Origin of the sequence: Variovorax paradoxus, from assembly GCF_029919115.1 — a bacterium.
Taxonomy (GTDB): Bacteria; Pseudomonadota; Gammaproteobacteria; order Burkholderiales; family Burkholderiaceae_C; genus Variovorax; species Variovorax paradoxus_O.
In genome coordinates, this window is record NZ_CP123990.1 from 420,042 (window position 1) to 446,539 (window position 26,498).

Below are 26,498 nucleotides of genomic sequence, written 5' to 3' on the forward strand. Positions count from 1 at the left end.
GGCTGTTGATCGGCGGTTCACCAGCAGCGCGCCCCGGTGCACAGGGCATCGGGTGCTCCGCGCAGCGAAATAAAGGAGGAGGGGCGCAGCCCCGGGGGACATTCGCGGAGGGGAGTACCCGGTGGCCTTTGCACAAGCCCTGGACAGCGGCGACAACAAAACCCCCCGGAGGTTAGACAAGTGGCCCTCCAGCACATCCCACCCATCCAGTGCCTTTTGACTTTCGAAGCCGTGGCAAGGCTGCGCAATGCCGGCAGAGCCGCGGACGAACTGTGCGTTACGCCAAGCGCCGTGAGCCACCGCATCCGGCAACTCGAATCGCATGTCGGCTTCAAGCTCTTCGGCCGCAGCGACTTCAGCCTCACGGCTGACGGCGCCGCCTACTTGGCCAACGTGCGCACCGGCCTTGCGGCGCTGCAAGCCATGCCCACCGGCAATGCGGCGCAGCAACGCGCCACCCGCCTGCGCATTGCAGTCACGCCCACCTTCAGCCGGCAGTTCCTCATGCCGCGGCTCGAACTGTTCCGCAACATCTATCCGGACATCGAGCTGGTGCTGCAGGTGTCCATTCCACTGCTCGACGTGACCGCCGAGCAGGCCGATCTTGAAGTGCGCTACGGCACCGGCGCATACGCCGACTGCGAACACCGGCTCCTGCTCGAAGAAGAAGTGGTGCCCGCCTGCAGCCCGAGCTTCCTCAACGAGTTCGGGCCCTTCGACGGCTTTCGTACCGCCGCCGAGATTGCCGGCGCACGCCTCATTCGCAGCCCGCTCGAGCCCTGGAACACCTGGTTCGCAAGCTGCGGTATCGACCAGCCCGAGCCGCACGTCGGCTCGCAATTCAATGACCTGGGCCTGGTCTACGACGCGGCCGCCAGCGGATTCGGCGTGGCCCTCGTGCGGCTGAAAATGGGCGCCGCATGGCTCGAATCGGGCCGGCTGGTGCCGCTGTCTGACAGGCCCGTGCCATCGCCGCACCGACACACCATCTGCTGGCAGCCCGGCACGCTCGACCGCTGGGAATGCGCAGCCTTTGTCGACTGGCTGGCGCAAAGCCTGCGCTGAAGAAAAATAAAAAGAAAAGGCGCCGAGCGGCAAAGTTCTCTCAAGCGCCGCGCAAAAAAGCTTCAACCCGGCGCCGCCGCATTTGCGTAGAGTGCGCCACACCACGAGACACTTTGCCCGACTAAAGAGGCTTGCCGCATGAACGCGCCGCTTACCCCTGCCCAGCACGATTCGCTGCAGAAATCCGAACGCCAATCGCAGGTCGTGCGCGCCCTGCAGGCCCACCTGCCGGCGCATGCGCTCATCTGGCACGCCGAGGACACCACGCCCTACGAATGCGACGGCCTCACCGCCTACCGCCAGCGCCCGCTGGTGGTGGCACTGCCCGAAACCGAGGCCCAGGTGGCAGCCGTGCTCAAGACCTGCCATCAGCTCGGCGTACCTGTGGTGGCACGCGGCGCCGGCACGGGGCTCTCGGGCGGCGCCATGCCGCATGCGCTGGGCGTGACGCTCTCCCTGGCAAAGTTCAACCGCATCCTGAAGATCGACCCGGTGAGCCGAACGGCCGTTGTGCAGTGCGGCGTGCGCAACCTCGCCATCAGCGAGGCGGCCGCGCCTTTCAACCTTTACTACGCGCCCGATCCGTCAAGCCAGATCGCCTGCACCATCGGCGGCAACGTGGCCGAGAACTCGGGCGGCGTGCACTGCCTGAAATACGGCCTCACGCTGCACAACGTGCTGCGCGTGCGCGGCTTCACGGCCGAGGGGGAGGCCATAGAGTTCGGCGGCGAGGCGCTCGATGCACCGGGGCTCGACCTGCTCGCACTGGTCATCGGCAGCGAAGGCATGCTGGCCGTGACCACCGAGGTCACCGTCAAGCTCGTGCCCAAGCCGCAGCTCGCGCGCTGCATCATGGCCAGCTTCGACGACGTTCGCAAAGCCGGCGATGCGGTGGCCGCGGTGATTGCCGCCGGCATCATTCCCGCAGGGCTCGAGATGATGGACAAGCCCATGACCGCCGCGGTCGAAGACTTTGTGCGCGCGGGCTACGACCTGGATGCGGCGGCCATTCTGCTGTGCGAATCCGACGGCACGCCCGAAGAGGTGGAAGAAGAAATCGGCCGCATGACCGCCGTGCTGCGTGGCTGCGGCGCCACCGCCATCGCGGTGAGCAACAGCGAAGAAGAGCGCATGAAATTCTGGAGTGGCCGCAAGAACGCTTTTCCGGCATCGGGCCGCATCAGCCCTGACTACATGTGCCTCGACTCGACCATTCCGCGCAAGCGGCTCGCGGACATCCTGCTTGCCATCCAGCAGATGGAGCAGAAATACAACCTGCGCTGCTGCAACGTGTTCCACGCGGGCGACGGCAACCTGCACCCGCTGGTGCTGTTCGACGCCAACGACCCCGATGAGCTGCACCGCTGCGAGCTTTTCGGCGCGGACATTCTCGAGACCAGCGTGGCCATGGGCGGCACCGTGTCGGGCGAGCACGGCGTGGGCGTGGAAAAGCTCAACAGCATGTGCGTGCAGTTCACCGCGGCCGAGAACGAGCAGATGTTCGGTGTGAAGCGCGCCTTCGATCCAGCCGGCCTGCTGAACCCCGGCAAGGTGATTCCCACGCTGCAGCGCTGCGCTGAATATGGCAAGCAGGTGGTGCGCGGCGGGCAACTGCCGCACCCCGACCTGCCGCGCTTCTGAAAAAAAAGAGACCATGGATCAAGCCCTCAGCCAAGTCGTCGAACGCATCCGCGCCGCAGTTGCCGACGCCGCGCCGCTGCGCATTCGCGGCGGTGGCACGAAAGACTTTCACGGTGAGTTGCTGCAAGGAGAATTCCTCGACACCACCGCCCTCGCTGGCATCACGAGCTACGAACCGAGCGAGCTGGTCGTTACCGTGCGCGCCGGCACGCCGCTTGCCGAACTCGAGGCCGTATTGGCGGAAAAGGGGCAATGCCTTCCTTTCGAGCCGCCGCACTTCGAAACCGGCGGCACCGTGGGCGGCATGGTCGCGGCCGGCCTCAGCGGCCCCGCACGCGCCAGCGTGGGCGCGGTGCGCGACTACGTGCTCGGCGCCAAGCTCGTCAATGGCCGCGCCGAGCTGCTCACCTTCGGCGGACAGGTCATGAAAAACGTGGCCGGCTACGACGTTTCACGCGTGCTGGCGGGTTCGCTCGGCACGCTGGGCCTGATCGCGGAGGTCAGCCTCAAGGTGCTCCCCGTTGCTCCCGCCGAAGCCACGCTCGCGTTCGACTGCAGCCAGGCCGATGCCCTGCGCCTGCTCAACGAGTGGGGCGGCCGGCCGCTGCCGCTCAATGCGAGCTGCTGGTTGGAACACGCAGGCGTTGGCACTTTGTACCTGCGCCTGCGCGGCGCGATGGCAGCGGTGGAAGCTGCTTGCGCGCACCTTGGTGGCGACAGGCAGGACAACGCTACTGCCGCGGCCATTTGGCAAATGCTGCGCGACCAGCAGCACCCTTGGTTTGCGGCCGATGACGGTTCCACTGCGCTCTGGCGCCTGTCGGTGCCGCAGACCGCGCCGGTACTCGCCATCGATGGCAGCGCGCCTCTTGTCGAGTGGCACGGTGCGCAGCGTTGGTACAAGGCGCCGCCGGAAGATGCCGCGCACATCCGCGGTATTGCGCATGCGGCGGGAGGGCACGCCACGCTGTTCAGGATGCCCGCTTCGCACACGACGGATGCAGCGGTACCTCGCTTCGACGCCATGAGCGCCCCGGTCGCCCGCATCCATCGCGCATTGATGCAGGAGTTCGATCCGCAGCGCATCTTCAACCGCGGCCGGCTCCTCGCAGCCGAATAAAAAACAAACGACGACCCCAACCGCGATGCAAACCGAACTCGCCCCTGAATTCCGCGACACCGACGAAGGCCGCGAGGCCGAAGCCATTCTGCGCAAATGCGTGCACTGCGGCTTCTGCACCGCCACCTGCCCCACCTACCAGTTGCTCGGCGACGAACTCGACGGCCCGCGCGGACGCATCTACCTGATCAAGCAAGTGCTCGAAGGCAAGGAGCCCACGCGCAGCACGCAACTGCACCTGGACCGTTGCCTCACCTGCCGCAACTGCGAAAGCACCTGCCCGAGCGGCGTGCAATACGGTCACCTGGTGGACATCGGCCGCAAGATCGTCGACGAGAAAGTGCCGCGGCCCGCCATGGAATCGGCCACGCGATGGTTGCTGAAGGAAGGCCTGCCGTCGCCGCTCTTCGCGCCCGCCATGAAGCTCGGCCAGGCGGTGCGCGGGCTCTTGCCCGATGCGCTCAAGGCCAAGGTTCCCGCCAGGCAGGAAGCAGGCGCCTGGCCCACCGCCACGCACGCGCGCAAGGTGCTGATGCTCGCGGGCTGCGTGCAGCCGTCGATGATGCCCAACATCAACACGGCGACGGCACGCGTGCTCGACGCGGCGGGCATCCAGGCCGTGGTCGCGAAAGAGGCGGGCTGCTGCGGCGCCGTGAAGTTCCACCTCAACGACCAAGAGGGCGGCAAGGCGCAGATGCGCGCCAACATCGACGCCTGGTGGCCGCAGGTCGAACGCAACGAGGTCGAAGCCATCGTGATGAATGCTTCAGGCTGCGGCGTCACCGTGCGCGAGTACGGCCACATGCTGCAGCACGACCCGGCCTACGCGGCCAAGGCGGCACGCATCAGCCAGCTGACGCGCGACCTGAGCGAGCTGCTGCCCGCCCTGGTGCCGGCGCTGAAGGCGCGCGTGCGTGCGCCCGAGGGCGTGGTGGCCTACCACCCGCCGTGCACGCTGCAGCACGGCCAGAAGCTGCGCGGCGGTGTCGAGACGCATTTGCGCGCGCTGGGTTTCGAGGTGCGCGTGGCCATGAACGAAGCTCACCTGTGCTGCGGATCGGCGGGCACCTATTCGGTACTGCAGCCTGAACTTGCGTACCCGCTGCGCGACCGCAAGCTCGGCCATTTGCGGCAGTTGCAGCCGAGCGTCATTGCTTCGGCCAACATCGGCTGCATCACGCATCTGCAAAGTGGCAGCGAGGAAACCCCCGTGCGCCACTGGGTGGAGTTGCTGGACGCCGCCCTGGCAGCGGCCTGAGATCGCACACCGAAGAGCGCCCTGGTCCGACTCGGGCGGAAGGTGCTTGCACCGCATCATGGCGGCACCGATTCTTCCAAGGAGAAAGCCTCATGTCTTCCGTTCAAGCTTTCATCGTCCAGGCGAACTTGCGGCGCGCCTTGCTGGCCCTTGCCTGCGCATTGGGCGCCGTCGGCGCACAGGCCCAGTCGGCCATGCCGCAGTGGAAGGGAGAGGGCGCGGTGCGCTATGTGTGCGGCGGCATCGGCTCGGACGAGTCGAACGCCATGCGCGCGGCCATGAAGGAGCATCCGCTGGCCCTGCTTTTTGCGCGCTCCGACGGGGCCTACCTGGCGGATGTGCAAGTCGACATCAAGGGCGCCGGTGGCGCGCCTTCGCTGGCGTTGCGCGCCAGCGGGCCGGTCTGCCTGGTCGATTTGCCCGCGGGCCGCTACACGGTCGACGTAGCCACGGCAGGCGGCAGTGCCCAGAGCCAGTCGGTAACAGTGGGTGGCAGCCCCAAGACCGCCAGCTTCCGCTTCTGACCCGGCCTCAGCCCGCCGCCAGCGCCGCTTCGATGTCCGTCGCGAGCGAAGCGGGCGTGTCGAGCGGCGCATAGCGCTTTTGCACCTTGCCGTCGCGCCTCACCAGAAACTTGGTGAAGTTCCACTTGATGGCGGTGCTGCCCAGGAGGCCCGGCTTCTCCTTGGTGAGCCACCGGTAGAGCGGTGCGGCGCCGCTGCCGTTGACGTCGATCTTTTCCATCATCGGAAAACTCACGCCGTAGTTGGTGGTGCAGAAGGCGCCGATTTCCTCGTTGGTGCCCGGGTCTTGCGAGCCGAACTGGTTGGATGGAAAACCCAGCACCACCAAGCCCTGGTTCGCATACTTTTCATGCAGCGCCTCCAGGCCCGCGAACTGCGGCGTAAAGCCGCACTTGCTGGCCGTGTTGACGATCAGCAGCACCTTGCCCCGGAAGTCCGAGAGCTTCACGCTCTTGCCGTCGATCTGCCTGGCTTCGAAGTCGTAGATGCCGGTCATGCGCGTACCTCAGGTGGTGGAAGACGAAAGGCGATCATCGCCCTGCGCGGGCGTTCGTGCAAACGCCGACCACACGGCCGCCAGCACGATCAGCGCGCCGCCGGCGAGGATGCGCGGGCTCATGTCGGCCGCGCCCAGCGCCACCGACGAAACGCTGGCGAACAGCACCTCCGACAGCATGATCACCGCGGTGGCGCTGGCCGCCATCCGCGCCGCGCCGTATTGCAGGCAGAAGTTGGCCGCCACGAAGCCGACGCCCAGCAAGGCGGCCCATCCGATCCAGCCGGGATCGGCCGACAGGGGGGAAACAAACGCACCGAGCAGGGTGCCCGTGGCCGCCGCGATGCCGGACACCAGCGCGCAGCCGCAGAACATGGCCAGCGCGCGCGATTCACCGGGAGCGCCGTGCAGATGGCGCAGCAAGATGTTGGTCACGGCAAAGCTGAAGCCGGCCGCCACGCCCAGCCAATCCGGCAGGCTGGAAGGCACAGGCCAGTCGACGCCCGGCGCCTTGAGCACCACCACCACGCCGGTGAGCGCCAGCGCCACGCGCGCAAGCGCGCCGGCCGTGGGCCGCTCGCCCAATATCGCCCAGCCCAGCAGCACGCTCCACAGCGGCATCAGGTAGAAAAGCAGCACCACACGCACCACGTCGCCCTGGGTCACGGCCCAGTTGAACCCCAGGTTGGTAAAGCCGGCCGCAAGGCCCAGCGCCGCCAGCATCGGAAACGCCGCAAAGCCGCGCCAGGCATGGCGCCTGAAAAAGCCCATCGCGAGCGAAATTGCCACGTAGATGAGGCAGGTGGTCCACACCGGGTGCAGCCCATGGCCTTCGATGTGACGGAACGGAAACCAAGAAACGCCCCACACAAAGGCGTTGAAGATGAGTGCAAGCGCTGGCATAGGGCGGAGTTATTCGTGGAACACCGTGGAACCGGCTTCGCCGGGCCACCGGTGTTGCCCCCGGTGAGGGGGTGGGCGAAGCGACACGAAGTGCGCGCAGCCTGGGGGAGATCAATGATGCTTGTCGCTGCGGGCGATGGCGAGCAGGTGCTCGACTTCTTCTGGGTATTTGCGCAGGTTGTGATGATGCCAGCGCTGGATGATCCACATGCAGCCCGCCACCACCCCGCCGAAGGCGCCGATGGCCGCATAGGCCGACAGGCCCAGCCCGGTGCAGGCGCTGTAGAAGCCGCCAAGCAGCAGGATGCAGGCCTGTTCGTTGAAATTCTGCACGGCAATGGAACGGCCGGCGCCCATGAGGTTGTGGCCACGGTGCTGCAGCAGCGCGTTCATCGGCACCACCAGGAAGCCGCCCAGCCCGCCCAGCAGAATGAGGAACGGCACGGCGATCCACACGTTGCCGATCAGGTTCATGCTGATCACCAGCAGGCCCATGGCAATGCCCATCGGAATCACGCGCGTGGCCATGTCCAGGCGCATGCGCATCGAAGCGACGATGGCGCCCACCGCCATGCCGATGGTCACCACGCCGGTGAGCGCCGTGGCCTGCGTGGTGTTGTAGTTGAGCGCAAGCGAGGCCCAGGCCAGCACGATGTACTTGAGGTTTGCGCCGGCGCCCCAGAAGAGCGTGGTGGTGGCCAGCGAGATCTGTCCCAGCTTGTCGCGCCACAGGCGTGCATTGCAGTGCCAGAAGTCTGGCAGCAGCGAGAACATGTTGCGAACCAGCCCATGCTCCGGGTTGGCGCGCAGCGGCCGCATCTCCACGCCGGTGTGCGGAATGCGCGTGTTGAACCAGGCTGCCAGTGCGTAGACAAAAATCAGCACTGCAATGGCCGCTTCAGCCGGCGAATCGATGCCGGTGTCGATGAGCGGGATGTCGAACGACAGCAGCTGGGTCGACACCGCGTGCCCCACCAGCGAGCCGCCAAGCACGATGCCCAGAAGGATCGAGGCGATGGTGAGGCCTTCGATCCAGCCGTTGGCTTTTACCAACTGCGAAGCCGGCAGCAGCTCGGTCAATATGCCGTACTTGGCCGGCGAATAGGCCGCAGCGCCAAGCCCGACGATCGAATAGGAGAGCAGCGGGTGCGAGCCGAACAGCATCATCAGGCAGCCGATCACCTTGATCGCGTTGCTGATGAACATGACCCGCCCCTTGGGCAAGGCATCGGCGAAGGCGCCCACCAGCGGTGCCAGCACCACATAGAAGACGGCGAAGATCGGCACCAGGGCCGCGCGTTGCCATTCGGCCGCTCCCGAGCTGCGCATGAGCTCGACCGCCACGACAAAGATCGCGTTGTCGGCCAGCGACGAAAAGAACTGGGCCGACATGATCGTGTAGAAACCGCGCTTCATCGATGGGCTGGCTGGCCAGTAGGTGCTGGCAGTAGTGAGAAAGTGTCGCGTCTTTTTGGCGAATGGGCGGTTATAGCATGGGGGTACGACCGCGAAATCAGCGTTCCCACCCTGGACGGCCCGACGCGGGAAGATGCTAAAACCCATCTATTCACCAATCGACGTCTCCCATGCCGCGTCCCATCCTCGCCACCGTCCATACCGCCTCACTTCGCCACAACCTCGACCGGGTGCGCCGCGCCGCGGTCGATGCCCGCGTCTGGGCTGTGGTCAAGGCCAATGCCTATGGCCATGGCATCGAACGGGTGTATGAGGGCCTTCGCGGCGCCGACGGCTTCGCGCTGCTCGACCTGGCCGAGGCAGAGCGCGTGCGCGCACTGGGCTGGCGCGGCCCCGTGCTGCTGCTCGAAGGCGTGTTCGACGTACGCGACCTGGAGCTGTGCTCGCGGCTCGACCTGTGGCACACGGTGCACTGCGACGAGCAGATCGACATGCTCGCGGCCCACAAGACGCTCAAGCCGCAACGCGTGTTCCTCAAGATGAATTCCGGCATGAACCGCCTGGGCTTCGCGCCCGAGCGTTTCGGCTCGGCCTGGACGCGCCTCAACGCCCTGCCGCAGGTCGACGAGATCTCGCTGATGACGCATTTCAGCGACGCCGACGGCCCGCGCGGCATTGCGCACCAGCTCGAGGTGTTCGAGCGCGTCACGCGCGACCTGCCGGGCGAGCGCTCCATTGCGAACAGCGCCGCCACCCTGCGCCATGCCTCGCAGACCCGCGGCGACTGGGTGCGCCCGGGCATCGTGCTGTATGGCAGCGCGCCGGACTTTCCGCAGCACGACACCGCGCATTGGCAACTGCAGCCCACCATGACGCTGTCGACAAAACTGATCGGGGTTCAGCAGCTGAAGGCGGGCGACACCATCGGCTACGGCTCCAACTTCACGGCCGACGGGCCGCTCACCATTGGCGTGGCGGCGGTTGGTTACGCCGACGGCTATCCGCGCCACTGCAACACCGGCACGCCGGTGCTGGTGAACGGCGTGCGCACCCGCATGGTGGGCCGCGTGAGCATGGACATGATCACCGTCGACCTCACGCCGGTGCCCGATGCGAAGTTCGGCACCGAGGTCACGCTGTGGGGCCGCTCGGCCGTGACCGGCGCGGTGCTGCCCATCGACGAGGTCGCGCAGGCGGCCGGCACCGTCGGCTACGAACTCATGTGCGCGGTGGCGCCGCGCGTGCCGTTCGCTCCCGCCGACGAATGAAGGTTCTCTCCAACTGGCGATCGGTGCGCCTTTGGGAAACGCAGCTCGAGCGCGACCTTCACCGCAACTACAGCCTGCGCACGCACGGCATCCTGATCGGCACCTTCACGCTGCTGCTGATGTGGGGGGTGTCGGCGTTGCAGATGCACGTGTTCGACGTGCAGTCGCTGGCCGTGCGCTATTTCCTCACGCTGGGCGTGGGATATCTCGGCTACCTGCTGGTGCTGCGCTGGTGGGCCAGGCGGCTGGTCGAGCGCCGCAGTGCCGACCTGGACGTCGATGTGCCCGACGTCGACCTGGGCGGCGGATCGCAGCAACACCCATCCACCACCGGCACCGCTGACGAGGGCGGCGTGCTTTCCGATGCGGCCAGCGGCGCGCTCGAGGTCGCGGGCAGTGCGGACGAAGGCGCCATCATCGTGGTGCCCGTGGTTGCCATTTTCCTGATCTGCGTGGCCGTCGTGCTCGGCGCCGGTTCGCTGGTGCTGCTCTACTTCAGCTGGGACGCGCTGCTGGCCGTGGCCATCGAAGTTGCGTTCTCGTACGTGTCGGCCCGCGCCGCGGTGCGCGTGGTGCGCGAAGGCTGGCTGATGGCTGCCGTGCGGCTGACCTGGAAGCCGCTGCTCGGTGCGGTGGTCTGCGCCGTCGCCCTCGGCGCCGTGCTCGACCACTTCATGCCCCAGGTCAACTCCTTGCCCGAGGCCGTGCGGACCCTGCTGAAGAAGCACTGAGTGCGCTTCCGGTTGCCGCCGCCTGTCGCGCCGCGCACACACGCCTGAATTTTTCAGGGCGTGGACCTGTCGGGCGCACTTCCGGCCAAGGACAATTCCGGCCGGAGGAAAAGCTGTTCACATGACTTTGAAAAAACAACTGCACGCCGCTTTCACCTGCGGCATGGTGCTGGCCACCGGCGGGTTTCCGGCGCATGCCGCCGAGCCCGAAGCATCGGTATCGGCAACCCCGTCCGCGACGGCTGCCGCTGACGCCCCAGCCACCCCACCGCTGCCACCGGCCGCTCCGGCTGCACAGGAGGCTGCGGCCCCGCAAACCCGGCTGCGCTTCACTCGCGGCGTCTACAAGCCCGGCATCGAGCGGCTGCGCGTGGTTCGGCGCGAAGACACGGGCAATCACGTCGCGACACAGGTCGCGCTGAACGTGGCAACGACCTTGATCGCGGGCAGGCTCGCCATCGGCGCACAGAGTTTTTCGAAGGACGACCTGGGCGGCGTGACTTTGGAAGAACTGAAGGACGATCCCTTGGCCGTCAACCCGGCCATGACCGAGCTGAACGATGCCTTGAGCAAGGTCGCCACCGGCATCTATCGCAAGCGCGCTGAAGCGGCGTATGCAACGGCCCTGACGGATGGCTCGACGCCCGAGGAAATCGAAGAGGCGCGAAAGGTCCAGAAAGAAGCCGACACGCCGCTGAACTCGGGGCCGTGGCACCTTGTCTACGAAAACCTGACCGGCTCGGACGAACTGTTCCGCCTGAAGTTCGGCGCCGAGCTGGGCCGCCCGGGCTTCATGCGCCCGCCGCTCGAGTGCTTCTATCAGTCGGAGCCCGTGGCGTGGACGCAGTGGAAGGCCGACAACTGGCAGCGGCTGCGCGAGGAGCGCGCGAAGGCGGTGGCCACCTGCACCGAGACGCTGGCAGCCGCGCCCGAGAAGCGGTGGTGAGCCGGGCAGTCGGGCTCAGTACAGCCCGAGCTGCCGCATCCGCAGCCGCGCCAATCCCAGCAGCGCATCGGTGAACGGCGTGGCCACCGCAGTCAGCTCGCCCAGTTCTCGCACCACGGTCACCAGCGCATCGAGTTCCACCGATCGCCCGGCCTCCACGTCCTGCAGCATCGAGGTCTTGAACGCGCCGAGCTTCATCGTCACCGCGTGCCGGTCTTCGGGGCTCTGCGTGATCTCGATGCCGATGCGGCGGCCGATTTCCTTGGCCTCGAGCATCACGGCCGAGATGAAGCCGCGCACATAGTCGTCGCCCATGATGAGGTCGGTGGTGGTGCCCGTGAGCGCGCTGATGGGGTTCACGGTCATGTTGCCCCAGAGCTTGAACCACACGTCTCTCTGAATCTGCGGCGAGAGCGTGGTGTCGAAGCCGCCGTTCTTGAGCAGCTCTACCAGCTTCTTCACACGCGGCGTGGCCTCGCCCGAGGGCTCGCCCACGATCAGCCCATTGCCGAAGTGATGCCGCACCACGCCTGGCCCGTCCAGCGAGCAGCTCGCGTGCACCACGCAGCCGATCACGTTGCGCGCCGGAATGGCCTTGGCAATCGCTCCGTCCGGATCGACCGCCGCCAGGCGGTGGCCGGTGATGGCGCCGCCGAAGCCGCCTTCGAGAAACCACCAGGGCACGCCGTTCATCGCGACCAGCACGATGGTGTCGGGCCCGATCAGCGGGCCGATGCGCTCGGCCACCCCGGCCAGCGCGGGCGCCTTGACGGCAATGACCACCAGGTCTTGCGTGCCGAGCGATTCGGGGTCGGCCACCGCGTTGACCGGCACGCGCGTGCGCAGGTCGCCGCGCATCACGGAGAGGCCGTCTTGCTGCAGCGCCTCGAGCGTGGCACCGCGTGCCACCACATTGAGCCGCTCGCCGGCCTGCGCCAGGCCGGCGCCGATCCATCCGCCGATTGCGCCGGCACCGTAGATGCAAATCTTCATGAAAAAGGCCGCCTCAGTTCTTGTAGCTGGGATCGATGCGGTCGACCTGGCGTACCAGCGCATCGAACACGTCTTGCCCGGCGCCATGCTCGGGACTGAACTGCAAAGCATCGCGCGTGCAGCGCTCGGCGATTTCCTCGCTCACCGGAATGGCGGCGCCCATCGAAAAGGTGGCCATCTGCACTTCGCAGGCGCGCTGCAAGGTCCACAGAATGGCGAAGGTCTGCGGCAGGGTCTGGCCCCAGGCCAGCAGCCCATGGTTGCGCAGGATCACCGCATTGCGGTTGCCGATGCTCTTGAGGAGGCGCGGACCTTCGTCGGCATGGATGGTGATGCCCTCGAAGTCGTGGTACGCCACCATGCCGTGCAGCTGGGCGGTATAGAAATTGGTCTGCTGCAGGCCGCCCTGCAGGCAGGCCACGGCCACGCCGGCGGTGGTGTGCGTGTGCATCACGCAGTGCGCGCCGGGCAGGCCGTCGTGAATCGCGGCATGCACCGTGAAGCCGGCCGGGTTGACCGGCCAGGTCGAGCCGTCGAGCACCTTGCCCTGCAGGTCGATCTTCACCAGGTTGCTGGCCGTGACCTCGCTGTAGTGCAGGCCGAAGGGGTTGATGAGGAACTGCTTCTCTCCACCCGTCACGCTGTCGGGCAGCCGCAGCGTGATGTGGTTGTAGATCATCTCGGTCCAGCCCAGCATCGCAAACACGCGATAGCAGGCCGCAAGCTGTTCGCGCGCGGCGCGCTCGTCCGGATGGATCGACGGATGGACCAGCGCCGATGGCGCCGCGGGAGTGGAGAGTGTGTTCATTGCAGTTCCTTCATACGGTTAACCCTCCGCGGTGAAGCCGACTTCCTTGACGATCGGCGCCCACTTCGCGGTGTCTTTCTTGAGCAGGTCGGTCAGCTCGCCGGGGGTGGAAGACATGGCTTCCAGCCCGAAGTTGCCGAGACCTTCGATCACATCCTTGTGTGCGAGTGCGGTCTTCATCGATGCGTTCAGCCGTGCCACCACGTCGGGCGAGGCCTTGGCGGGCAGGAAGAAGGCGAACCATTCGCTGTGTGCCATGTCCTTGATGCCCTGCTCGCCGAAGGTGGGTACGTCGGGCGCGAAGCGGCTGCGCTTGGAACCCGAGACGCCCAGGATGCGAACCTTGCCCGAGGCCAGGTGCTGCGTGATGTCGCCGATGGGGCCCGACACCGCCGAGATGTTGCCGCCCAGCAGGTCGAGCATGGCCGGCTGCGTGCCGCGGTAGGCGGCATGCTTCAGCTCGACGCCGCTCTTCTTGCCCAGGAGCGCGCCGATGAAGTGCGGGGTGGAGCCCGCGGCGGGCGAGCCGAAATTGGCGCCGGTCGGGTTGGCCTTGGCCCAGGCCAGGAACTCGGGCACCGTCTTCACGCTGGCGGGCACGGCGGGGCCAACCGCAAAGCCGAAGTCGAAGATGCAGGCAAGGCTGACCGGCGTGAGGTCGACCATCGGGTCGTACGGCAGCTTCTTGTAGATGTGCGGATAGATCGTGAGGATCGAGGTGGGCGTCTGCAGGATGGTGGCGCCGTCGGCGGGCCGGCCCTTCACATAGCTCACGGCAATTTGCCCGCCCGCACCGGTGCGGTTTTCGACCACGGCCGACTTCGCGTAGTCGGGGCTGAGCTTCTGCGCGATGCGCCGGCAGGTGGTGTCCGAGGTGCCGCCGGCCGCAAAGCCGGTGACGATGGTGGCGGTTTCGAGCGAGGCTTGCGCAAAGGCGTGCTGGCCCAGGCTGGCAAGCAGCGCCGAGGCGCCGGTGGTCTGCAGCATGTGGCGGCGGGTGAATGTCATGGCGTGTCTCCGGGTGTTGGTGGTTGGTTGCGGGTTTACGACTCGTCGCGCAGCCAGGTGACTGCGCCCGAATGGGTCACTGCGCCCTGATGGGCAGGACGCACGGTGAGCGCATATTTTTCCAGCAAGCCGCGGTGCGCTACCCCCGCGTTTACCTCACGTTTGGAGAGCCGGAGCGCAATTTCTTCCGCCGTGAGTTCCACCGAAATGCTGCGTGCGCCCGGGCGCGCATCGATGGCCACCACATCGCCGTCGCGCAGCACCGCAATTGGCCCGCCGTCGGCGGCTTCCGGGCCCGCATAGCCGATGCACAGCCCGCGCGTGGCGCCCGAAAAGCGGCCGTCGGTCAAAAGGGCCACCTTGTCGCCCATGCCCTGGCCGTAGAGCAGGGCGGTAATGCCCAGCATCTCGCGCATGCCGGGGCTGCCCTTGGGGCCTTCGTTGCGGATCACGATCACATCGCCGGGCTCGTAGCGGCGGTTTTGCACCGCCGCCTGGGCTTCTTCCTCGGAGTTGAAGACGCGCGCCGGTCCGCGGTGCACCAGCGTCTGCAGGCCCGCGGTCTTGAGCAGCGCGCCGTCAGGGCAGAGATTGCCCTTGAGCACGGCCAGCCCGCCGTCGCGGGTGATCGGGTTGCCGGCTTCGCGCACCACGCGGCCGTCGGGCGCGGCGGCATCGGCCAGCTCTTCGGCCATGGTGCGGCCGGTGAAGGTGAGCGCATCGCCGTGCAGAAAGCCCTGCTCCATCAGCGTGCGCAAGATGACGCCCGCGCCGCCGATGTAGAACACGTCGCGCGCCAGGTATTGGCCGCCCGGGCGCAGGTCGGCAATGAGCGGCGTGCGCGCGAAGATCTCGGCCACGTCGTCCAGGTGGAACCTGATGCCCGCTTCGTGCGCGATGGCCGGAAGGTGCAGCGCGGCGTTGGTCGAGCCGCCCGTGGCCGACACCACGGCGCAGGCGTTTTCGAGCGCCTTGCGCGTGACGATGTCGCGCGGCAGCGGGCTGTCGCCCATCACCGCCTTCATGAGGTTCTTCGCGGCGCGGCGCATCAGCGGCGCCCGTTCGCTGAACACCGCGGGCACCATGCTCGAGCCGATGGGCGCAAGCCCCAGCGCCTCGGACACCATGCCCATGGTGTTGGCCGTGAACTGCCCGGCACAGGCGCCCGCCGTGGGCAGGCAGGCGCGGCTCATGGCGTCGAGTTCGCCGTGGGTGGCGGTGCCAGCCAGCACCTTGCCGATGGTTTCGTACGTATCGACCACGTTGAGGTCGCGGCCGTCCGGTCCCGGCATCTGCCCCGGCAGCGCCGAGCCGCCATGCACGAACACGCTCGGCACGTTGCAGCGCACCATGCCCATCATCAGTCCCGGCAGGTTCTTGTCGCAGGCACCGATGGCAAAGATGCCGTCCCACTGGTGGCCGCGCGTGGAGGCCTCGACGCTGTCGGCAATCAGCTCGCGCGAGATCAGCGAGAAGCGCATGCCCGAATGCGCCATGGTGAGCCCGTCGCTCACCGACACCACCGGGCATTCGTGCGGCGTGCCGCCGCCGGCGTAGATGCCCGTCTTCGCGTGCTGCGCCTGCTCGCGCAGGTTGAGATTGCACGGGCTCATTTCGCCGCCGGTGTGGAACACGCCGATGTGCGGGCGCTCGATGTCCTCGTCGTCCTGGCCCAGCGCATGCAAGAAGCTGCGCGTGGTGGCGCGGATCGTGCCTTCGCGGATGGTGGCGGAGCGGAAGCGCTTGGGCTTGGGGTCGGTCGGGGAAGTCATGGCGCAGGAAGGCGGAGGGTTTCAGTAGCCGTTGGGCGTTGCGGTGCCCGCAGCGGTCTTGTCGGTTCTGTCGTTCTTGTATTTGGCCGCCAGCTGCTTCGCCGCCGCCGTAAGCAAGATGGTGTCCACCCCCACGGCCACGAACTGCGCTCCGGCAGCCAGCCACTTGCGCGCCTGCTCCTCGGTGGTCGAGAGAATGCCCGGCGCCTTGCCTGCCTTGCGGATGCGCGCAATGGCGTCGGCAATCACGGCCTGCACCTCGGGGTGGTTCGGCTGGCCCACGAAGCCCATCGATGCCGACAGATCGGCCGGCCCGATGAACACGCCGTCCACGCCCGGCGTGGCCGCAATGGCGTCGAGATTTTTCATGGCCTCGACCGTCTCGGCCTGCACCAGCAGGCAGGTTTGCGCATTGGCTTCGTGCAGGTACCCGGGGTAGGCCTGCCAGCGCGAGGCGCGCGCCAGGGCGCTGCCCATGCCGCGAATGCCGTCCGGCGGGTAGCGCATGCCCTGCACCATGCGTGCGGCCTGCTCGGCCGTATCGACCATGGGCACCAGGATGGTCTGCGCGCCGATGTCCAGGTACTGCTTGAGCAGCGTGGTGTCGCCCACCGGCACGCGCACCACGGGGTGGGAGCGCTCCGACTCCGGCTGTGCCGACCATGCACTGGAAATGCCCTGCAATTGCGCGAGCACCGAACGCACGTCGTTGGGCGCATGCTCGCCGTCGACCAGCAGCCAGTCGAAGCCGGTGCCGGCCAGGATCTCGGCCACGTAGCCATCGGCCAGGCCGACCCAGAGGCCGATTTTCTGTTCGCCGGCCTGCATGGCCTGCTTGAAGGTGTTGAGCGGTGTTTGCATGGAAGTCTTTCAAGCGAAACGAAAGGCGATGCTGCCGAGCGGGCCGTAGTCGGCGTGGAAGGTGTCACCCGGCAGGGCGGTGGTCGGCCGGGTGAACGAGCCGCCGAGCACCACTTCGCCGGCTTCGAGGTATTCGTCCCACGGCGCGAGCTTGTTGGCCAGCCAGGCCACGCCCGTGGCCGGGTGGTTGAGCACGGCCGCGGCCACGCCCGATTCCTCGATCACGCCGTTCTTGTAGAGCAGCGCGCTCACCCAGCGCAGGTCGACCGCGTCGGGCTTGACTGGCCGCCCGCCGAGCACGATGCCCGCATTGGCCGCGTTGTCGGCAATGGTGTCGAACACCTTGCGCGGCGCCTTGGTGTGGCGGTCGAACTGCTCGATGCGCGCGTCGATGATCTCGATGGCGGGCACCACGTAATCGGTGGCGGCAAGCACGTCGAAGATGCTCACGTTCGGCCCCTGCAGTTTCTTGCCGAGGATGAAGGCCAGCTCGACTTCGATGCGCGGTGCGATGAAACGCTTGAAGGGAATGTCGCTGCCCTGCTCGAAGAACATGTCGTCCAGCAGCGTGCCGTAGTCGGGCTCGTCGATCTGGCTGGACAGCTGCATGGCGCGCGAGGTAAGGCCGATCTTGTGGCCCTTCACGGTGCGGCCTTCGGCAATCTTGGCCTTGACCCATTCGCGCGAGATGGCATAGCCGTCTTCCACCATCATTTGGGGAAAGCGCTTGGAGAAGTGCTCGACCTGCACGCGCGACTTCTCGCTCTCGTGCAGCTCGGCCGCCAGCCTGGCGATGGTGTCGGAAGTGAGCATGAGCTTATTTGTTGAAAAGGGGATGCAGGTTGCTGTGCTTGCCGTCATACACCTGGCCGGGGCTTTCGTCTATCTGCAGCGTGATGCCGATGTGGCGCTTGTCGAAGATGGGCTCGAAATGCGCGCGAACGTCGGCCAACAGCTCGTCGCCGGCTTTTTTCTTCACGGCTTCGGAGCGCCCGCCTGCCATGCGGATGTTGAGGTACACGAAGGCGTAGTCGGCCTTGCCGTCGGCCACTGCATAGTGCGCCGCCGGGTACGCCAGCACGCGCGTTCCGCCAATGGGAAACACCGGCTTGCCGGCCTCGTCGCGCTGTTCCAGCATGGTGTCGGCCAGCGTGCGGCAAAGCGCCGACATGTCGGTTTCGGCTTCGATGTTGGGCGTGTACAGGATTACGAGGTGCGGCATGCCAGTGTTCCGTTCAGTTATTCAATGGACATCGTCGCGGCGGTGCACGTCACCGCGAAGATGGGTATGGCCTTCATGTGCAGGATGTGGCCCTTGCCGCGCGCTGCGGCCGCCACGCTCAGGAAGGTACGGATCTCGAAGCCGCCCTGGCCCGCTTCACGGTAAGTGGCTTCGTCGTTGTAGTCGGTCTGCGAGAGCAATGCTTCGCGGTCGTTGGCGCACCACCGGCGCATGAACTCGGCGTCCCACTCGGCATTGACCTTGCCCGAATCGGGCGTGGCGGGCCAGTGCGAAATGCCGCCGGTGCCCACCAGCGCAATGCGTTCGGGCGCCTTGTCGCAGGCGCGGCGCAAGGCTTCTCCAAAAGCCCAGGCGCGGTGCAGCGGCGTGAGCGGCGGGCCCTGGCAATTGATGTTCACGGGGATGACCTTGGTGTCGAAGTTGGGCGTGAGAAAGTGCAGCGGCACCATGATGCCGTGGTCGAATTTCCATTCCTCCGCGTAGGCCACGTCCACCGTCTGCATCACCTCGCGGATCAGGCGCTGCGAAAGTGCGGCATCGCCCGGCACTTTCGTTTTTTCGATGCCGAGCCACTTCGGGTCTTCGATCGGCCCTTCGTAGCTGTCGGCCATGCCGATGGCATAGGCCGGCATGTTGTTCATGAAGAAGTTCGCGAAATGCTCGGCCGCCACGACGATCACGGCGTCGGGTTTGGTTGCGCGCATTGCTTCGCCGAAGCGGTTGAACTGCACGTGAAACTCGTCCTTCACCGCCGGATCGGCCAGGTGGGCGCGTCCGGTAATGCCGGGGGCGTGGCTGCAAACGCCTGCAAATACAAGACTCATACGCCTGCCACCTTTTCGTCTGTGCCCGTCGTCATTGCGTAGATGCCTGCGCGCACGGGTCCGTATTTGCGTACGCCTTCGCGCATGGCTTCCAGATAGTCTGCCCATGCAATGCCAAGCAGCGGCGCGAAGTGCATGAGCAGTTGTCCGTTGCAGCCGAGCACGTAGAGCTTTCCGATGTCGCCTTTGTCTATGGCTTCGCGTTCTTCTTCGTTGAAATCATAGGCTGCGAGCAAGGCTTTGCGCGTGTCGCCGGCTTCTGCGTAGCGGCGCTGGACCTCTGTGTCGCGGTTCAGGGCGAACAGGAATTTCTGCATGGCGTAGAGGCTCATGGTGTTTGCCTTGCGTGTTCTTTCAGGGCGCGTGCAAAGGCCACCGGGTACTCCCCTCCGCGAATGTCCCCCGGGGCTGCGCCCCTCCCGTTGATCAGCGGTACACCCAGAGCGTGCCCGGGTGCACAGGGCATCGGGTGCTCCCCGCAGCGAAACAAAGGAGGAGGCCGCAGGCCGGGGGACATTCGCGGAGAAAGGTACCCCGTCGGCGGGTGCGCACCCAGGACGGTATTCCGATTGCATCTCACACCCCCCAATGCGGGATATGGTGCGACCCCATAGACACCGCAACATTCTTCGGCTCGCAAAACACTTCATAGCTCCACGTACCGCCTTCGCGCCCCGTCCCAGAGGCCTTGGTGCCGCCAAAGGGTTGTCGAAGGTCTCGTACGTTCTGGCTGTTGACGAAGCACATGCCCGCCTCAACTGCAGCCGCCACGCGGTGCGCACGGCCGATGTTCTCGGTCCAAACGTAGCTCGAGAGGCCGTATTCGATGTCGTTGGCCAGGCGGATCGCGTCGGCCTCGTCCTTGAACGGGATCAGGCAGGCGACCGGGCCGAAGATTTCTTCTTGCGCAATCCGCATGCGGTTGTCGACATCGGCGAAGACCGTGGGCATCACATAGTTGCCCTTCTTCACGCGGTCGGGCAGGTTGCTTGGAACCTCGAGCCCGCCGCACAAGAGCGTCGCGCCTTCCTTCGGGCCGAGCTCGATGTAGCTGCGCACCTTTGCCAGGTGCCCCTGCGAAATCATCGGGCCGACGATCGTCTTCTCGTCGAGCGGGTCGCCCACGACGATGCGCTTGGCACGCTCGGCGAACTTAGCGGCAAAGTCCGCGTAGATCGACTGCTGCACCAGGATGCGCGAGCCGGCCGTGCAGCGCTCGCCGTTGTTGCTGAAGATCATGAACACCGCCGCGTCGAGCGCGCGGTCCAGGTCGGCGTCGTCGAAGATCACGAACGGGCTCTTGCCGCCCAGTTCCATGCTGAACTTCTTCAGGCCCGCGCTCTTCACGATGCGGTTGCCCGTAGCGGTGGAGCCGGTGAACGAAATCGCGCGCACATCGGGGTGCGCCACCAGCGGTTCGCCCGCTTCCTTGCCGTAGCCGTGCACCAGGTTCAGCACGCCGGACGGAATGCCTGCTTCGAGCGCGAGCTCGCCCAACCGTGCGGCCGTCAGCGGCGAGAGCTCGCTCATCTTCAGCACCGCGGTGTTGCCGAAGGCCAGGCAGGGCGCGACTTTCCAGGTGGCCGTCATGAACGGCACGTTCCACGGGCTGATGAGCGCGCACACGCCCACCGGATGGAACAGCGTGTAGTTCAGGTGCGTGGGCGTGGGGTAGGTGTGGCCGTCGACGCGCGTACACATCTCGGCAAAGTAGTGGAAGTTGTCGGCCGCGCGCGGAATCAGCTGCTTGCCGGTTTGCGAGATGACTTGGCCGCAGTCGTTGGTCTCGGTCTGGGCGATCTCGGGCACGTGTTTCGCGATCAGGTCGCCCAGCTTGCGCACCAGTTTCGCGCGCTCGGCGGCAGGCAGCCCGGCCCACTTGGGGAACGCTTCCTTGGCGGCGGCCACGGCCGCATTCACTTCGGCTTCGCCGCCCGAGGCAACCTCGGCCAGCACCTCCTGCGTGGCGGGGTTGACGGTTTCGAAGTAGTCGGTGCCGGCAACGCTCTTGCCGCCGATGAGGTGATGAATCTGTTGCATGGGTTCCCTGCGAGGGTCGGTCAGTCGAGTTTGATGTCGCGCGCCTTGATCAAGGCATGCCATTTCTTGCGCTCGGTGTCGACGAAGCGCGCCATCTCGGCGCCGTCGACAGGGCGTGGTTCCCAGCCGGCATCGAAGAGCTTCTGGCGCACGCCGGCGTCGGCCATGGTCTTTTGCAGGTCGGCGCCGAGGCGGGCTTGCGCGTCCTTTGGGGTGGCGGCGGGCACCACGAGGCCCTGCCAGGTGTAGGCCTCGACGCCCGCGTAGCCCAGCTCCTTCGCGGTCGGCACATTGGGCAGTTGGGGAATGCGCTCGGCGCCCATGGTGACGAGCGGCACCACCTTGCCGGCCTTGACCGCGCTGACGCCGCTGGGCAGGTCGAGCATCATCAGCGGCACCTGACCGCCCATCAGGTCTTGCAGGGCGGGTGCGCCGCCCTTGTAGGGCACGTGCAGCATCGAAACGCCGGCTTCACGCTGGAAGAGCTCCAGCGCCAGGTGATGCGGGCTGCCGGTGCCGGGCGTGGCAATGCTGTATTTGCCCGGCGATGCCTTCAGCGCGGCGATCAGCGCCTTGGCATCGGCCAGGCCGGCATTGGGCGCGGCCGTGATGACCAGCGTCGAGCGGCCCATCATGCCGATCATGGCAAAGTCTTTTTCGGCGTCGTAAGGCAGCTTCTTGTAGAGCGCCGGGTTGTACACCAGCACGCCGTTGTCGGCCGAGAACACGGTGTAGCCGTCGGCAGGCGAGCGCGCCACGTTCTCCGACGCGATGATGGCGCCTGCGCCGGGGCGGTTGTCTACGAGCACCGGCTGGCCCAGCTGCTGCGAGAGCTGCGCGCCCGCGGTGCGCGCGAGAAAGTCGGTGCCGCCGCCCGCGGGGTAGCCCACCACCCAGCGCACGGGCTTGGCGGGAAAGGCCTGCGCCTGCGCATGAGGTGCGATGGTGGCAGCGGCGAAAGCCACCAGGGCTGCTGCGAGCCCGAGTTTGTTCCTGATCGTCATGTGGTTTGTCTCTTCTGTAGTTGGTATTTGAGGCGAAGCAGGCGGCGCGTGCGGTGCGGCGCTAGGTGTTGCCGGAAATGGTGTTGACCAGCGCGCCGATGTGCTCGATTTCGGTCACCACCACGTCGCCCGGCTTGCAGTCGACCACCCCGTCGGGCGTGCCGGTGAGGATCAGGTCGCCTGGCGAGAGCGTCATGAAGCGGCTGAAATACTCGATGAGAAACGGCGCGTCGAAGATCATGTCGCGCGTGCTGCCCTGCTGCGTGACGGTCCCGTTCACCGTGGTTTTGAGCGCCAGTGCCATCGGGTCGGGCACATCGGCCGCATCGACGAACCAAGGACCGAGCGGCGTGCAGGTGTCGCGGTTCTTCACGCGCAGGTTGGGGCGGTACCAGTTCTCGAGGTAGTCGCGAATCGCGTAGTCGTTGGCCACCGTGTAGCCGCCGATGAAGTCGTAGGCGTCGTCACGCTTCACGTTCCTTGCGGTCTTGCCGACCACGATGGCCAGCTCGCATTCGTAGTGCATGAACTGCACGCCGCTCGGGCGGTGCGTGTGCTGCCGGTGGCCGATGAGCGTGCTCTGGCCCTTGACGAACACCAGTGGTTCCTCGGGTGCCTTGAACTCGAGCTCCTTGGCGTGGTCTGCATAGTTGAGCCCGAGCGCGAGGATGGTGCGGGGCCGCGCCGTGGGCGCGAGCGGAGGTAGCCAGGTGAGCTGCTCTTGCGGCACGATGCGGCCGTCGTCCAGGCGCACCGCCGCATCGGCTTGGCCGCCGAGTTCATGCGAAACGCCGGTGTGTTCGCGGCCTTCGTGGATGACGCGTGCGTGCTTCATGCGGCGGTCTCCTGCACCAGCGTGTTGGTCAACGTCTCGAAGCCGGGCGAAGAAATCTCGATGCGGTCTCCCGCGCGCGCCAGTGGCCGGCCGGCGTCGCAGCCCAGCAGCAGAACGTCGCCATGCGCGAGCGTCATGAATTCGCCCACGTCGGCAAGCAGTTGCTGCGCCGGCCGCACAAGCTGCGAAAAGTCGACCGACTGTTTCAGCGCGCCGTTGATGCACACCTCGACGCGAAAGTTTGCCGGGTCGGCCACTTCCTGCGCATCGCGCAGCGCCGGGCCGATGCCAAGGAAGCCGTCGACGCACTTGAACTTCACCGGTGGGCGAAAGAAGCTCCCATGCGGGATCGACAAATCGTTCATCAGCACGAAGCCTTCGATGTCGCCCTCGGCGCCGATCACCATGCCGATGCTCGCGCCGATCTCCACTTCGGGCACTGACGCAGGCACGGTGATCGCGCTGCCATGCGGGCTCCAGGTGTTGGCCGTCTTCACATAGAGCACCGGCGCTTTCGGCGGCGCCTTGTATGGCGGCTGCGTCATCTGCGGCGCAAGCGCTTCCACCTCCGCGCGAAAGTTCAGCAGCGTGCCGTACACCGTGCCGGTGGGCAGAAAAGGGGAGGGGGTCATTCGGGCTGCTCCAGCGCGATCAGTTCGTCCAGCAGCCCATACAGCTGCGTCAGCTTGGTCTTGCCCAGCGACTGCTCCAGCCACTGGTAGTGCGCCTCGATGCTCGAGGACAGCTTTTTCACCAGCTTCATTCCGTGCGCAGTGGCTTCGACGACGGTACGGCGCTGGTCTTCGGGATCGCGGCTTCGGGCGATCAGGTTGTCGCGTTCCATGCGCGCGAGCACACCGGTGAGGCTGGGACCGAGGATGAACGCTTCGCGCGCCACGCGGCCGGTTTCCACCGCGCCGTGCTCGCCCAACACGCGCAGCACGCGCCACTGCTGGTCGGACAGCGCATGCTCGCGCAGGCTGGGCCGCGTGTGGGCCATGACGGCTTCACGGGCCTGCAGCAGCAGGCGCGGGAGGTTGCGGTGGGTAAAGGTGCTGGCCACGTTTCTGGTTTCGATGAATTAGTTAACATGTTAAATGATTGGGAATTTCTTTCCAAGCCGTTTTCCATCAGGGTTTGTGCGGACACCTAAACTCCTTGCATGGCCAAGGAAAAATCTCTCTTCGTCTGCAGCGAATGCGGCGGCACCAGCCCCAAGTGGCTCGGCAAATGCCCGAGCTGCGGCGCCTGGAACACACTCATCGAGCAAGTGGCCGGCAGCACCGGCCCGGCCAACAACCGCTTCGGCACGCAATACGCCGCGCTCGCAGGCGTGTCCGAGCTCGCCACGCTGTCTGAAATCGAAGCGACCGACGTCGCGCGCACGCCCACCGGGCTCGACGAGCTCGACCGCGTGCTGGGCGGCGGCATCGTCTCGGGCGGTGTCACGCTCATCGGCGGCGATCCGGGAATCGGCAAGTCGACGCTGCTGCTGCAGGCTGTCGACGCGCTGCAGCGCGCGGGGCAGAACGCGCTCTATGTCACCGGCGAGGAAAGCGGCTCGCAGGTGGCGCTGCGCTCCAAGCGGCTAGGGCTCGACCATTCGCAGGTGCAGGTGCTCGCAGAAATCCAGCTCGAAAAGATCATTGCCACGCTCGACGCCACGCGGCCCGCTATTGCGGTGATCGACTCGATCCAGACCGTGTATTCCGACCAGCTCACATCGGCGCCGGGTTCGGTGGCGCAGGTGCGCGAATGCGCGGCGCACCTCACGCGCTTTGCCAAGACCAGCGGCACGGCGGTGGTGCTGGTGGGGCACGTCACCAAGGAGGGCGCGCTCGCGGGCCCGCGCGTGCTCGAGCACATGGTGGACACGGTGCTGTACTTCGAGGGCGACACGCATTCGAGCTTTCGCCTGGTGCGCGCCATCAAGAACCGCTTTGGCGCGGTGAACGAAATCGGCGTGTTCGCCATGACCGAGCGCGGCCTCAAGGGCGTGGCCAACCCGAGCGCAATCTTCCTGAGCCAGCATGCCGAGCCGGTGCCCGGCAGCGTGGTGCTGGTCACGCTCGAAGGCACGCGGCCGATGCTGGTCGAGATTCAGGCGCTGGTCGACAACGGCGGGCCCAGCCCGCGCCGCCTTTCAGTGGGGCTTGACCGCGACCGCCTCGCGATGCTGCTGGCCGTGCTGCATCGCCATGCGGGCGTGGCCTGCATGGACCAGGACGTGTTCGTCAACGCCGTGGGTGGCGTGCGCATCAGCGAACCCGCAGCCGACCTGGCCGTGATGCTGGCCATTACGTCGAGCCTTCGCGGCAAGCCGCTGCCCAAGGGCTTCATTGCGTTCGGAGAAGTGGGGCTGGCGGGCGAAGTGCGCCCTGCACCGCGTGGGCAGGAGCGCCTGCGCGAAGCGGCCAAGCTGGGCTTCAGCGTGGCCGTGGTGCCCAAGGCGAATGCGCCGCGCAAGGGCACGAAAGAGATCGAAGGCCTGACCATCCACGCCGTCGAACGCATCGAAGAGGCGATGGACGTGGTCCGCCGCCTCGACTGATCGATTGCCGGAAAAAATGCCCGGCGCACCACAGGCGCGCCGGGCTACCCTCCCTACCCCCCGATGTGCATCGTGAACGCCGGTCCGCCGTTGAGCACGCATTGGCCGCTGCCCAACGTGGCCGAGTTCATCGTGTACTGGCAACTCAGGTTGCCGCCGCGATTGCCGCTGGCATTCGCCAGGCCGGCACCTCGCGAGCCCGCAACCCGGGTCGCCTCTCCCTGAAACTGCTCATTGCCGATCACCGTATTGAAGCGTCCGCGTCCGTTCATGTCGTTGGTCACCGTGCCTGCAATGGTTCCGTAGCGCGCCGCTTCGGCGTTCGACGGATACAGCCGCGCACTGAAGCTTTGGGCCACCGGGCCCGGTGCCACGGCATAGGCCTGCGAAGGCGGCGCCGCGGGAGCGGGTTGTCCGAGCGGCACCACGTAGCAACCGCTGAGTGCGGCGGCCGTGAGTGCAGCGCAAAGGCTGAGACGAACGAATGTGACGGATCGGGGAATGCTCATACGCTTTTCAGTGGCCCGGGCTGATGCCCGTGAGATGAAATGTGCCGGCTGGCGCTCCCGCACCGGGTGCTTTTCAGGGCGAGTACCGCGCCGCGCGCCCGGCGGTAGCCACGGCCGCTACTGCCGCCGGCCTTGCCGGTGCGGCGAGAAATCGCCCTCGATCCATATGCGTACTTTCGAATGACGCCTGCCGGGCAAGGGCCGCCGCGAGGCGACAATGCGCGGCATGAATTTCCAGAAATTGCTGGTGCCCGTGGGCGCCATCGTCCTTCTAGGGCTGGCCTGGCGCAGCGGCGGCTGGGGCGGAGTGGCCCTGGCTGGCGGCGTGATCGTGATGTTCTTGCTGCTGCACTTCAACCGGGTGATGCAGGTGCTCAAGCGCGCCGCCGATCGCCCGATCGGCTATGTTGCGAGCGCGGTGATGCTCAATGCCAAGCTCAAGAAAGGCGCAACGCTGATGCATGTGATCGCGATGACGCGCGCCCTTGGCGAACTGCGCTCACCGAAGGACGAGCAGCCCGAACTCTACCGCTGGACCGATACCGGCGGCTCGTATGTCGACGCCGTGTTCAACAGCGGCAAGCTGCAAAGCTGGACGCTGACGCGCCCTGAAGCGGAGCCCGACGCCGCTTCGCCTTCCGAAGAAGAAAACCCGGCGGCCTGAGCCGCCGCGGGGTGCCGC

28 protein-coding genes are annotated in these 26,498 nt (G+C 66.5%); 10 read left to right on the forward strand and 18 right to left on the reverse strand.

Translation table 11 applies throughout. The features are described from left to right. The first annotated feature begins 180 nt into the window (after positions 1 to 180). The 5 genes from QHG62_RS01940 to QHG62_RS01960 all read left to right on the forward strand — a co-directional run bounded on the left by QHG62_RS01940 (position 181) and on the right by QHG62_RS01960 (position 5,608). Positions 181 to 1,065: a LysR substrate-binding domain-containing protein gene (locus tag QHG62_RS01940; RefSeq protein WP_281149149.1), complete on the forward strand. Its 885-nt coding sequence runs from the start codon at positions 181 to 183 to the stop codon at positions 1,063 to 1,065. Between the two features lie 138 nt (positions 1,066 to 1,203). Beyond that, the gene (locus QHG62_RS01945) at positions 1,204 to 2,706 is read left to right on the forward strand and encodes an FAD-linked oxidase C-terminal domain-containing protein (RefSeq protein WP_281149150.1); all 1,503 of its coding nucleotides are present in this window, start codon (positions 1,204 to 1,206) and stop codon (positions 2,704 to 2,706) included. Between the two features lie 13 nt (positions 2,707 to 2,719). Further along, positions 2,720 to 3,826, forward strand: coding sequence for a glycolate oxidase subunit GlcE (glcE, locus tag QHG62_RS01950; RefSeq protein WP_281149151.1), 1,107 nt, complete (start codon positions 2,720 to 2,722; stop codon positions 3,824 to 3,826). A gap of 25 nt (positions 3,827 to 3,851) precedes the next feature. Then, positions 3,852 to 5,084, forward strand: coding sequence for a glycolate oxidase subunit GlcF (gene glcF / locus QHG62_RS01955; RefSeq protein ID WP_281149152.1), 1,233 nt, complete (start codon positions 3,852 to 3,854; stop codon positions 5,082 to 5,084). 92 nt (positions 5,085 to 5,176) lie between these two features. Next, positions 5,177 to 5,608 carry a carboxypeptidase regulatory-like domain-containing protein gene (locus QHG62_RS01960; RefSeq protein ID WP_281149153.1) on the forward strand — a complete coding sequence of 144 codons (432 nt, stop codon included), beginning with the start codon at positions 5,177 to 5,179 and terminating at the stop codon, positions 5,606 to 5,608. A gap of 7 nt (positions 5,609 to 5,615) precedes the next feature. Here the strand turns inward: QHG62_RS01960 and QHG62_RS01965 are convergent, their stop codons facing one another. The 3 genes from QHG62_RS01965 to lplT all read right to left on the reverse strand — a co-directional run bounded on the left by QHG62_RS01965 (position 5,616) and on the right by lplT (position 8,423). Continuing rightward, positions 5,616 to 6,104 (reverse strand): glutathione peroxidase, encoded by a 489-nt coding sequence (locus tag QHG62_RS01965; protein WP_281149154.1) that lies wholly within the window; start codon positions 6,102 to 6,104, stop codon positions 5,616 to 5,618. Between the two features lie 9 nt (positions 6,105 to 6,113). Next, the gene (locus QHG62_RS01970; protein ID WP_281149156.1) at positions 6,114 to 7,007 is read right to left on the reverse strand and encodes a DMT family transporter; all 894 of its coding nucleotides are present in this window, start codon (positions 7,005 to 7,007) and stop codon (positions 6,114 to 6,116) included. Positions 7,008 to 7,118: 111 nt separating this feature from the next. Then, complete coding sequence (gene lplT, locus QHG62_RS01975) at positions 7,119 to 8,423, reverse strand: lysophospholipid transporter LplT (protein WP_281149157.1); 1,305 nt, start codon at positions 8,421 to 8,423, stop codon at positions 7,119 to 7,121. 170 nt (positions 8,424 to 8,593) lie between these two features. On the opposite strand from lplT, the gene alr reads away from it, so the two are divergent. The 3 genes from alr to QHG62_RS01990 all read left to right on the forward strand — a co-directional run bounded on the left by alr (position 8,594) and on the right by QHG62_RS01990 (position 11,368). Continuing rightward, entirely contained in the window at positions 8,594 to 9,691 is a 1,098-nt protein-coding gene (gene alr / locus QHG62_RS01980) for an alanine racemase (RefSeq protein WP_281149158.1), read from the forward strand. Next, the gene (locus QHG62_RS01985; RefSeq protein ID WP_281149160.1) at positions 9,688 to 10,422 is read left to right on the forward strand and encodes a hypothetical protein; all 735 of its coding nucleotides are present in this window, start codon (positions 9,688 to 9,690) and stop codon (positions 10,420 to 10,422) included. Before alr ends, QHG62_RS01985 begins: the two co-directional genes overlap by 4 nt. 121 nt (positions 10,423 to 10,543) lie before the next feature. Next, positions 10,544 to 11,368: a hypothetical protein gene (locus QHG62_RS01990; protein WP_281149161.1), complete on the forward strand. Its 825-nt coding sequence runs from the start codon at positions 10,544 to 10,546 to the stop codon at positions 11,366 to 11,368. A gap of 15 nt (positions 11,369 to 11,383) precedes the next feature. Here the strand turns inward: QHG62_RS01990 and QHG62_RS01995 are convergent, their stop codons facing one another. The 14 genes from QHG62_RS01995 to hpaR form a co-directional block, all read right to left on the reverse strand. Then, a complete protein-coding gene (locus QHG62_RS01995; protein ID WP_281149162.1) occupies positions 11,384 to 12,361 on the reverse strand; it encodes a 2-dehydropantoate 2-reductase in 978 nt (325 codons plus the stop codon). Between the two features lie 13 nt (positions 12,362 to 12,374). After that, a complete protein-coding gene (locus QHG62_RS02000) occupies positions 12,375 to 13,169 on the reverse strand; it encodes a class II aldolase/adducin family protein (protein ID WP_281149163.1) in 795 nt (264 codons plus the stop codon). Positions 13,170 to 13,187: 18 nt separating this feature from the next. Further along, a complete protein-coding gene (locus QHG62_RS02005) occupies positions 13,188 to 14,177 on the reverse strand; it encodes a Bug family tripartite tricarboxylate transporter substrate binding protein (protein ID WP_281149164.1) in 990 nt (329 codons plus the stop codon). A 35-nt stretch (positions 14,178 to 14,212) separates the two neighbouring features. Next, positions 14,213 to 15,949, reverse strand: a complete 1,737-nt coding sequence (gene ilvD, locus QHG62_RS02010; protein ID WP_281149165.1) for a dihydroxy-acid dehydratase — start codon at positions 15,947 to 15,949, stop codon at positions 14,213 to 14,215. 21 nt (positions 15,950 to 15,970) lie between these two features. Then, entirely contained in the window at positions 15,971 to 16,810 is an 840-nt protein-coding gene (gene hpaI, locus QHG62_RS02015; RefSeq protein ID WP_281149166.1) for a 4-hydroxy-2-oxoheptanedioate aldolase, read from the reverse strand. Positions 16,811 to 16,819: 9 nt separating this feature from the next. Further along, positions 16,820 to 17,623 carry a 2-oxo-hept-4-ene-1,7-dioate hydratase gene (hpaH, locus tag QHG62_RS02020; protein WP_281149167.1) on the reverse strand — a complete coding sequence of 268 codons (804 nt, stop codon included), beginning with the start codon at positions 17,621 to 17,623 and terminating at the stop codon, positions 16,820 to 16,822. A gap of 4 nt (positions 17,624 to 17,627) precedes the next feature. Then, positions 17,628 to 18,032 carry a 5-carboxymethyl-2-hydroxymuconate Delta-isomerase gene (locus tag QHG62_RS02025; RefSeq protein WP_281149168.1) on the reverse strand — a complete coding sequence of 135 codons (405 nt, stop codon included), beginning with the start codon at positions 18,030 to 18,032 and terminating at the stop codon, positions 17,628 to 17,630. A 17-nt stretch (positions 18,033 to 18,049) separates the two neighbouring features. Continuing rightward, complete coding sequence (locus QHG62_RS02030; protein ID WP_281149169.1) at positions 18,050 to 18,877, reverse strand: extradiol ring-cleavage dioxygenase; 828 nt, start codon at positions 18,875 to 18,877, stop codon at positions 18,050 to 18,052. After that, positions 18,874 to 19,209, reverse strand: coding sequence for an aromatic ring-opening dioxygenase subunit LigA (locus tag QHG62_RS02035; RefSeq protein ID WP_281149170.1), 336 nt, complete (start codon positions 19,207 to 19,209; stop codon positions 18,874 to 18,876). Before QHG62_RS02035 ends, QHG62_RS02030 begins: the two co-directional genes overlap by 4 nt. A gap of 244 nt (positions 19,210 to 19,453) precedes the next feature. Further along, positions 19,454 to 20,917, reverse strand: coding sequence for a 5-carboxymethyl-2-hydroxymuconate semialdehyde dehydrogenase (hpaE, locus tag QHG62_RS02040; protein ID WP_281149171.1), 1,464 nt, complete (start codon positions 20,915 to 20,917; stop codon positions 19,454 to 19,456). Positions 20,918 to 20,937: 20 nt separating this feature from the next. Further along, complete coding sequence (locus QHG62_RS02045; RefSeq protein WP_281149172.1) at positions 20,938 to 21,921, reverse strand: Bug family tripartite tricarboxylate transporter substrate binding protein; 984 nt, start codon at positions 21,919 to 21,921, stop codon at positions 20,938 to 20,940. Positions 21,922 to 21,982: 61 nt separating this feature from the next. Beyond that, positions 21,983 to 22,756, reverse strand: a complete 774-nt coding sequence (locus QHG62_RS02050) for a fumarylacetoacetate hydrolase family protein (protein WP_281149173.1) — start codon at positions 22,754 to 22,756, stop codon at positions 21,983 to 21,985. Then, positions 22,753 to 23,388 carry a fumarylacetoacetate hydrolase family protein gene (locus QHG62_RS02055; protein WP_281149174.1) on the reverse strand — a complete coding sequence of 212 codons (636 nt, stop codon included), beginning with the start codon at positions 23,386 to 23,388 and terminating at the stop codon, positions 22,753 to 22,755. Before QHG62_RS02055 ends, QHG62_RS02050 begins: the two co-directional genes overlap by 4 nt. Continuing rightward, the gene (gene hpaR / locus QHG62_RS02060; protein ID WP_258503442.1) at positions 23,385 to 23,819 is read right to left on the reverse strand and encodes a homoprotocatechuate degradation operon regulator HpaR; all 435 of its coding nucleotides are present in this window, start codon (positions 23,817 to 23,819) and stop codon (positions 23,385 to 23,387) included. The genes QHG62_RS02055 and hpaR overlap by 4 nt, the downstream gene beginning before the upstream one ends. A gap of 99 nt (positions 23,820 to 23,918) precedes the next feature. Here hpaR and radA point away from each other — a divergent pair, with 99 nt between their 5' ends. Continuing rightward, complete coding sequence (gene radA, locus QHG62_RS02065) at positions 23,919 to 25,307, forward strand: DNA repair protein RadA (protein WP_281149175.1); 1,389 nt, start codon at positions 23,919 to 23,921, stop codon at positions 25,305 to 25,307. A gap of 53 nt (positions 25,308 to 25,360) precedes the next feature. Here the strand turns inward: radA and QHG62_RS02070 are convergent, their stop codons facing one another. Then, positions 25,361 to 25,816, reverse strand: a complete 456-nt coding sequence (locus QHG62_RS02070) for a hypothetical protein (RefSeq protein WP_281149176.1) — start codon at positions 25,814 to 25,816, stop codon at positions 25,361 to 25,363. 217 nt (positions 25,817 to 26,033) lie between these two features. Here QHG62_RS02070 and QHG62_RS02075 point away from each other — a divergent pair, with 217 nt between their 5' ends. Next, positions 26,034 to 26,480 (forward strand): glycerate kinase, encoded by a 447-nt coding sequence (locus tag QHG62_RS02075; RefSeq protein WP_281149177.1) that lies wholly within the window; start codon positions 26,034 to 26,036, stop codon positions 26,478 to 26,480. The last annotated feature ends 18 nt before the right edge of the window (positions 26,481 to 26,498 follow it).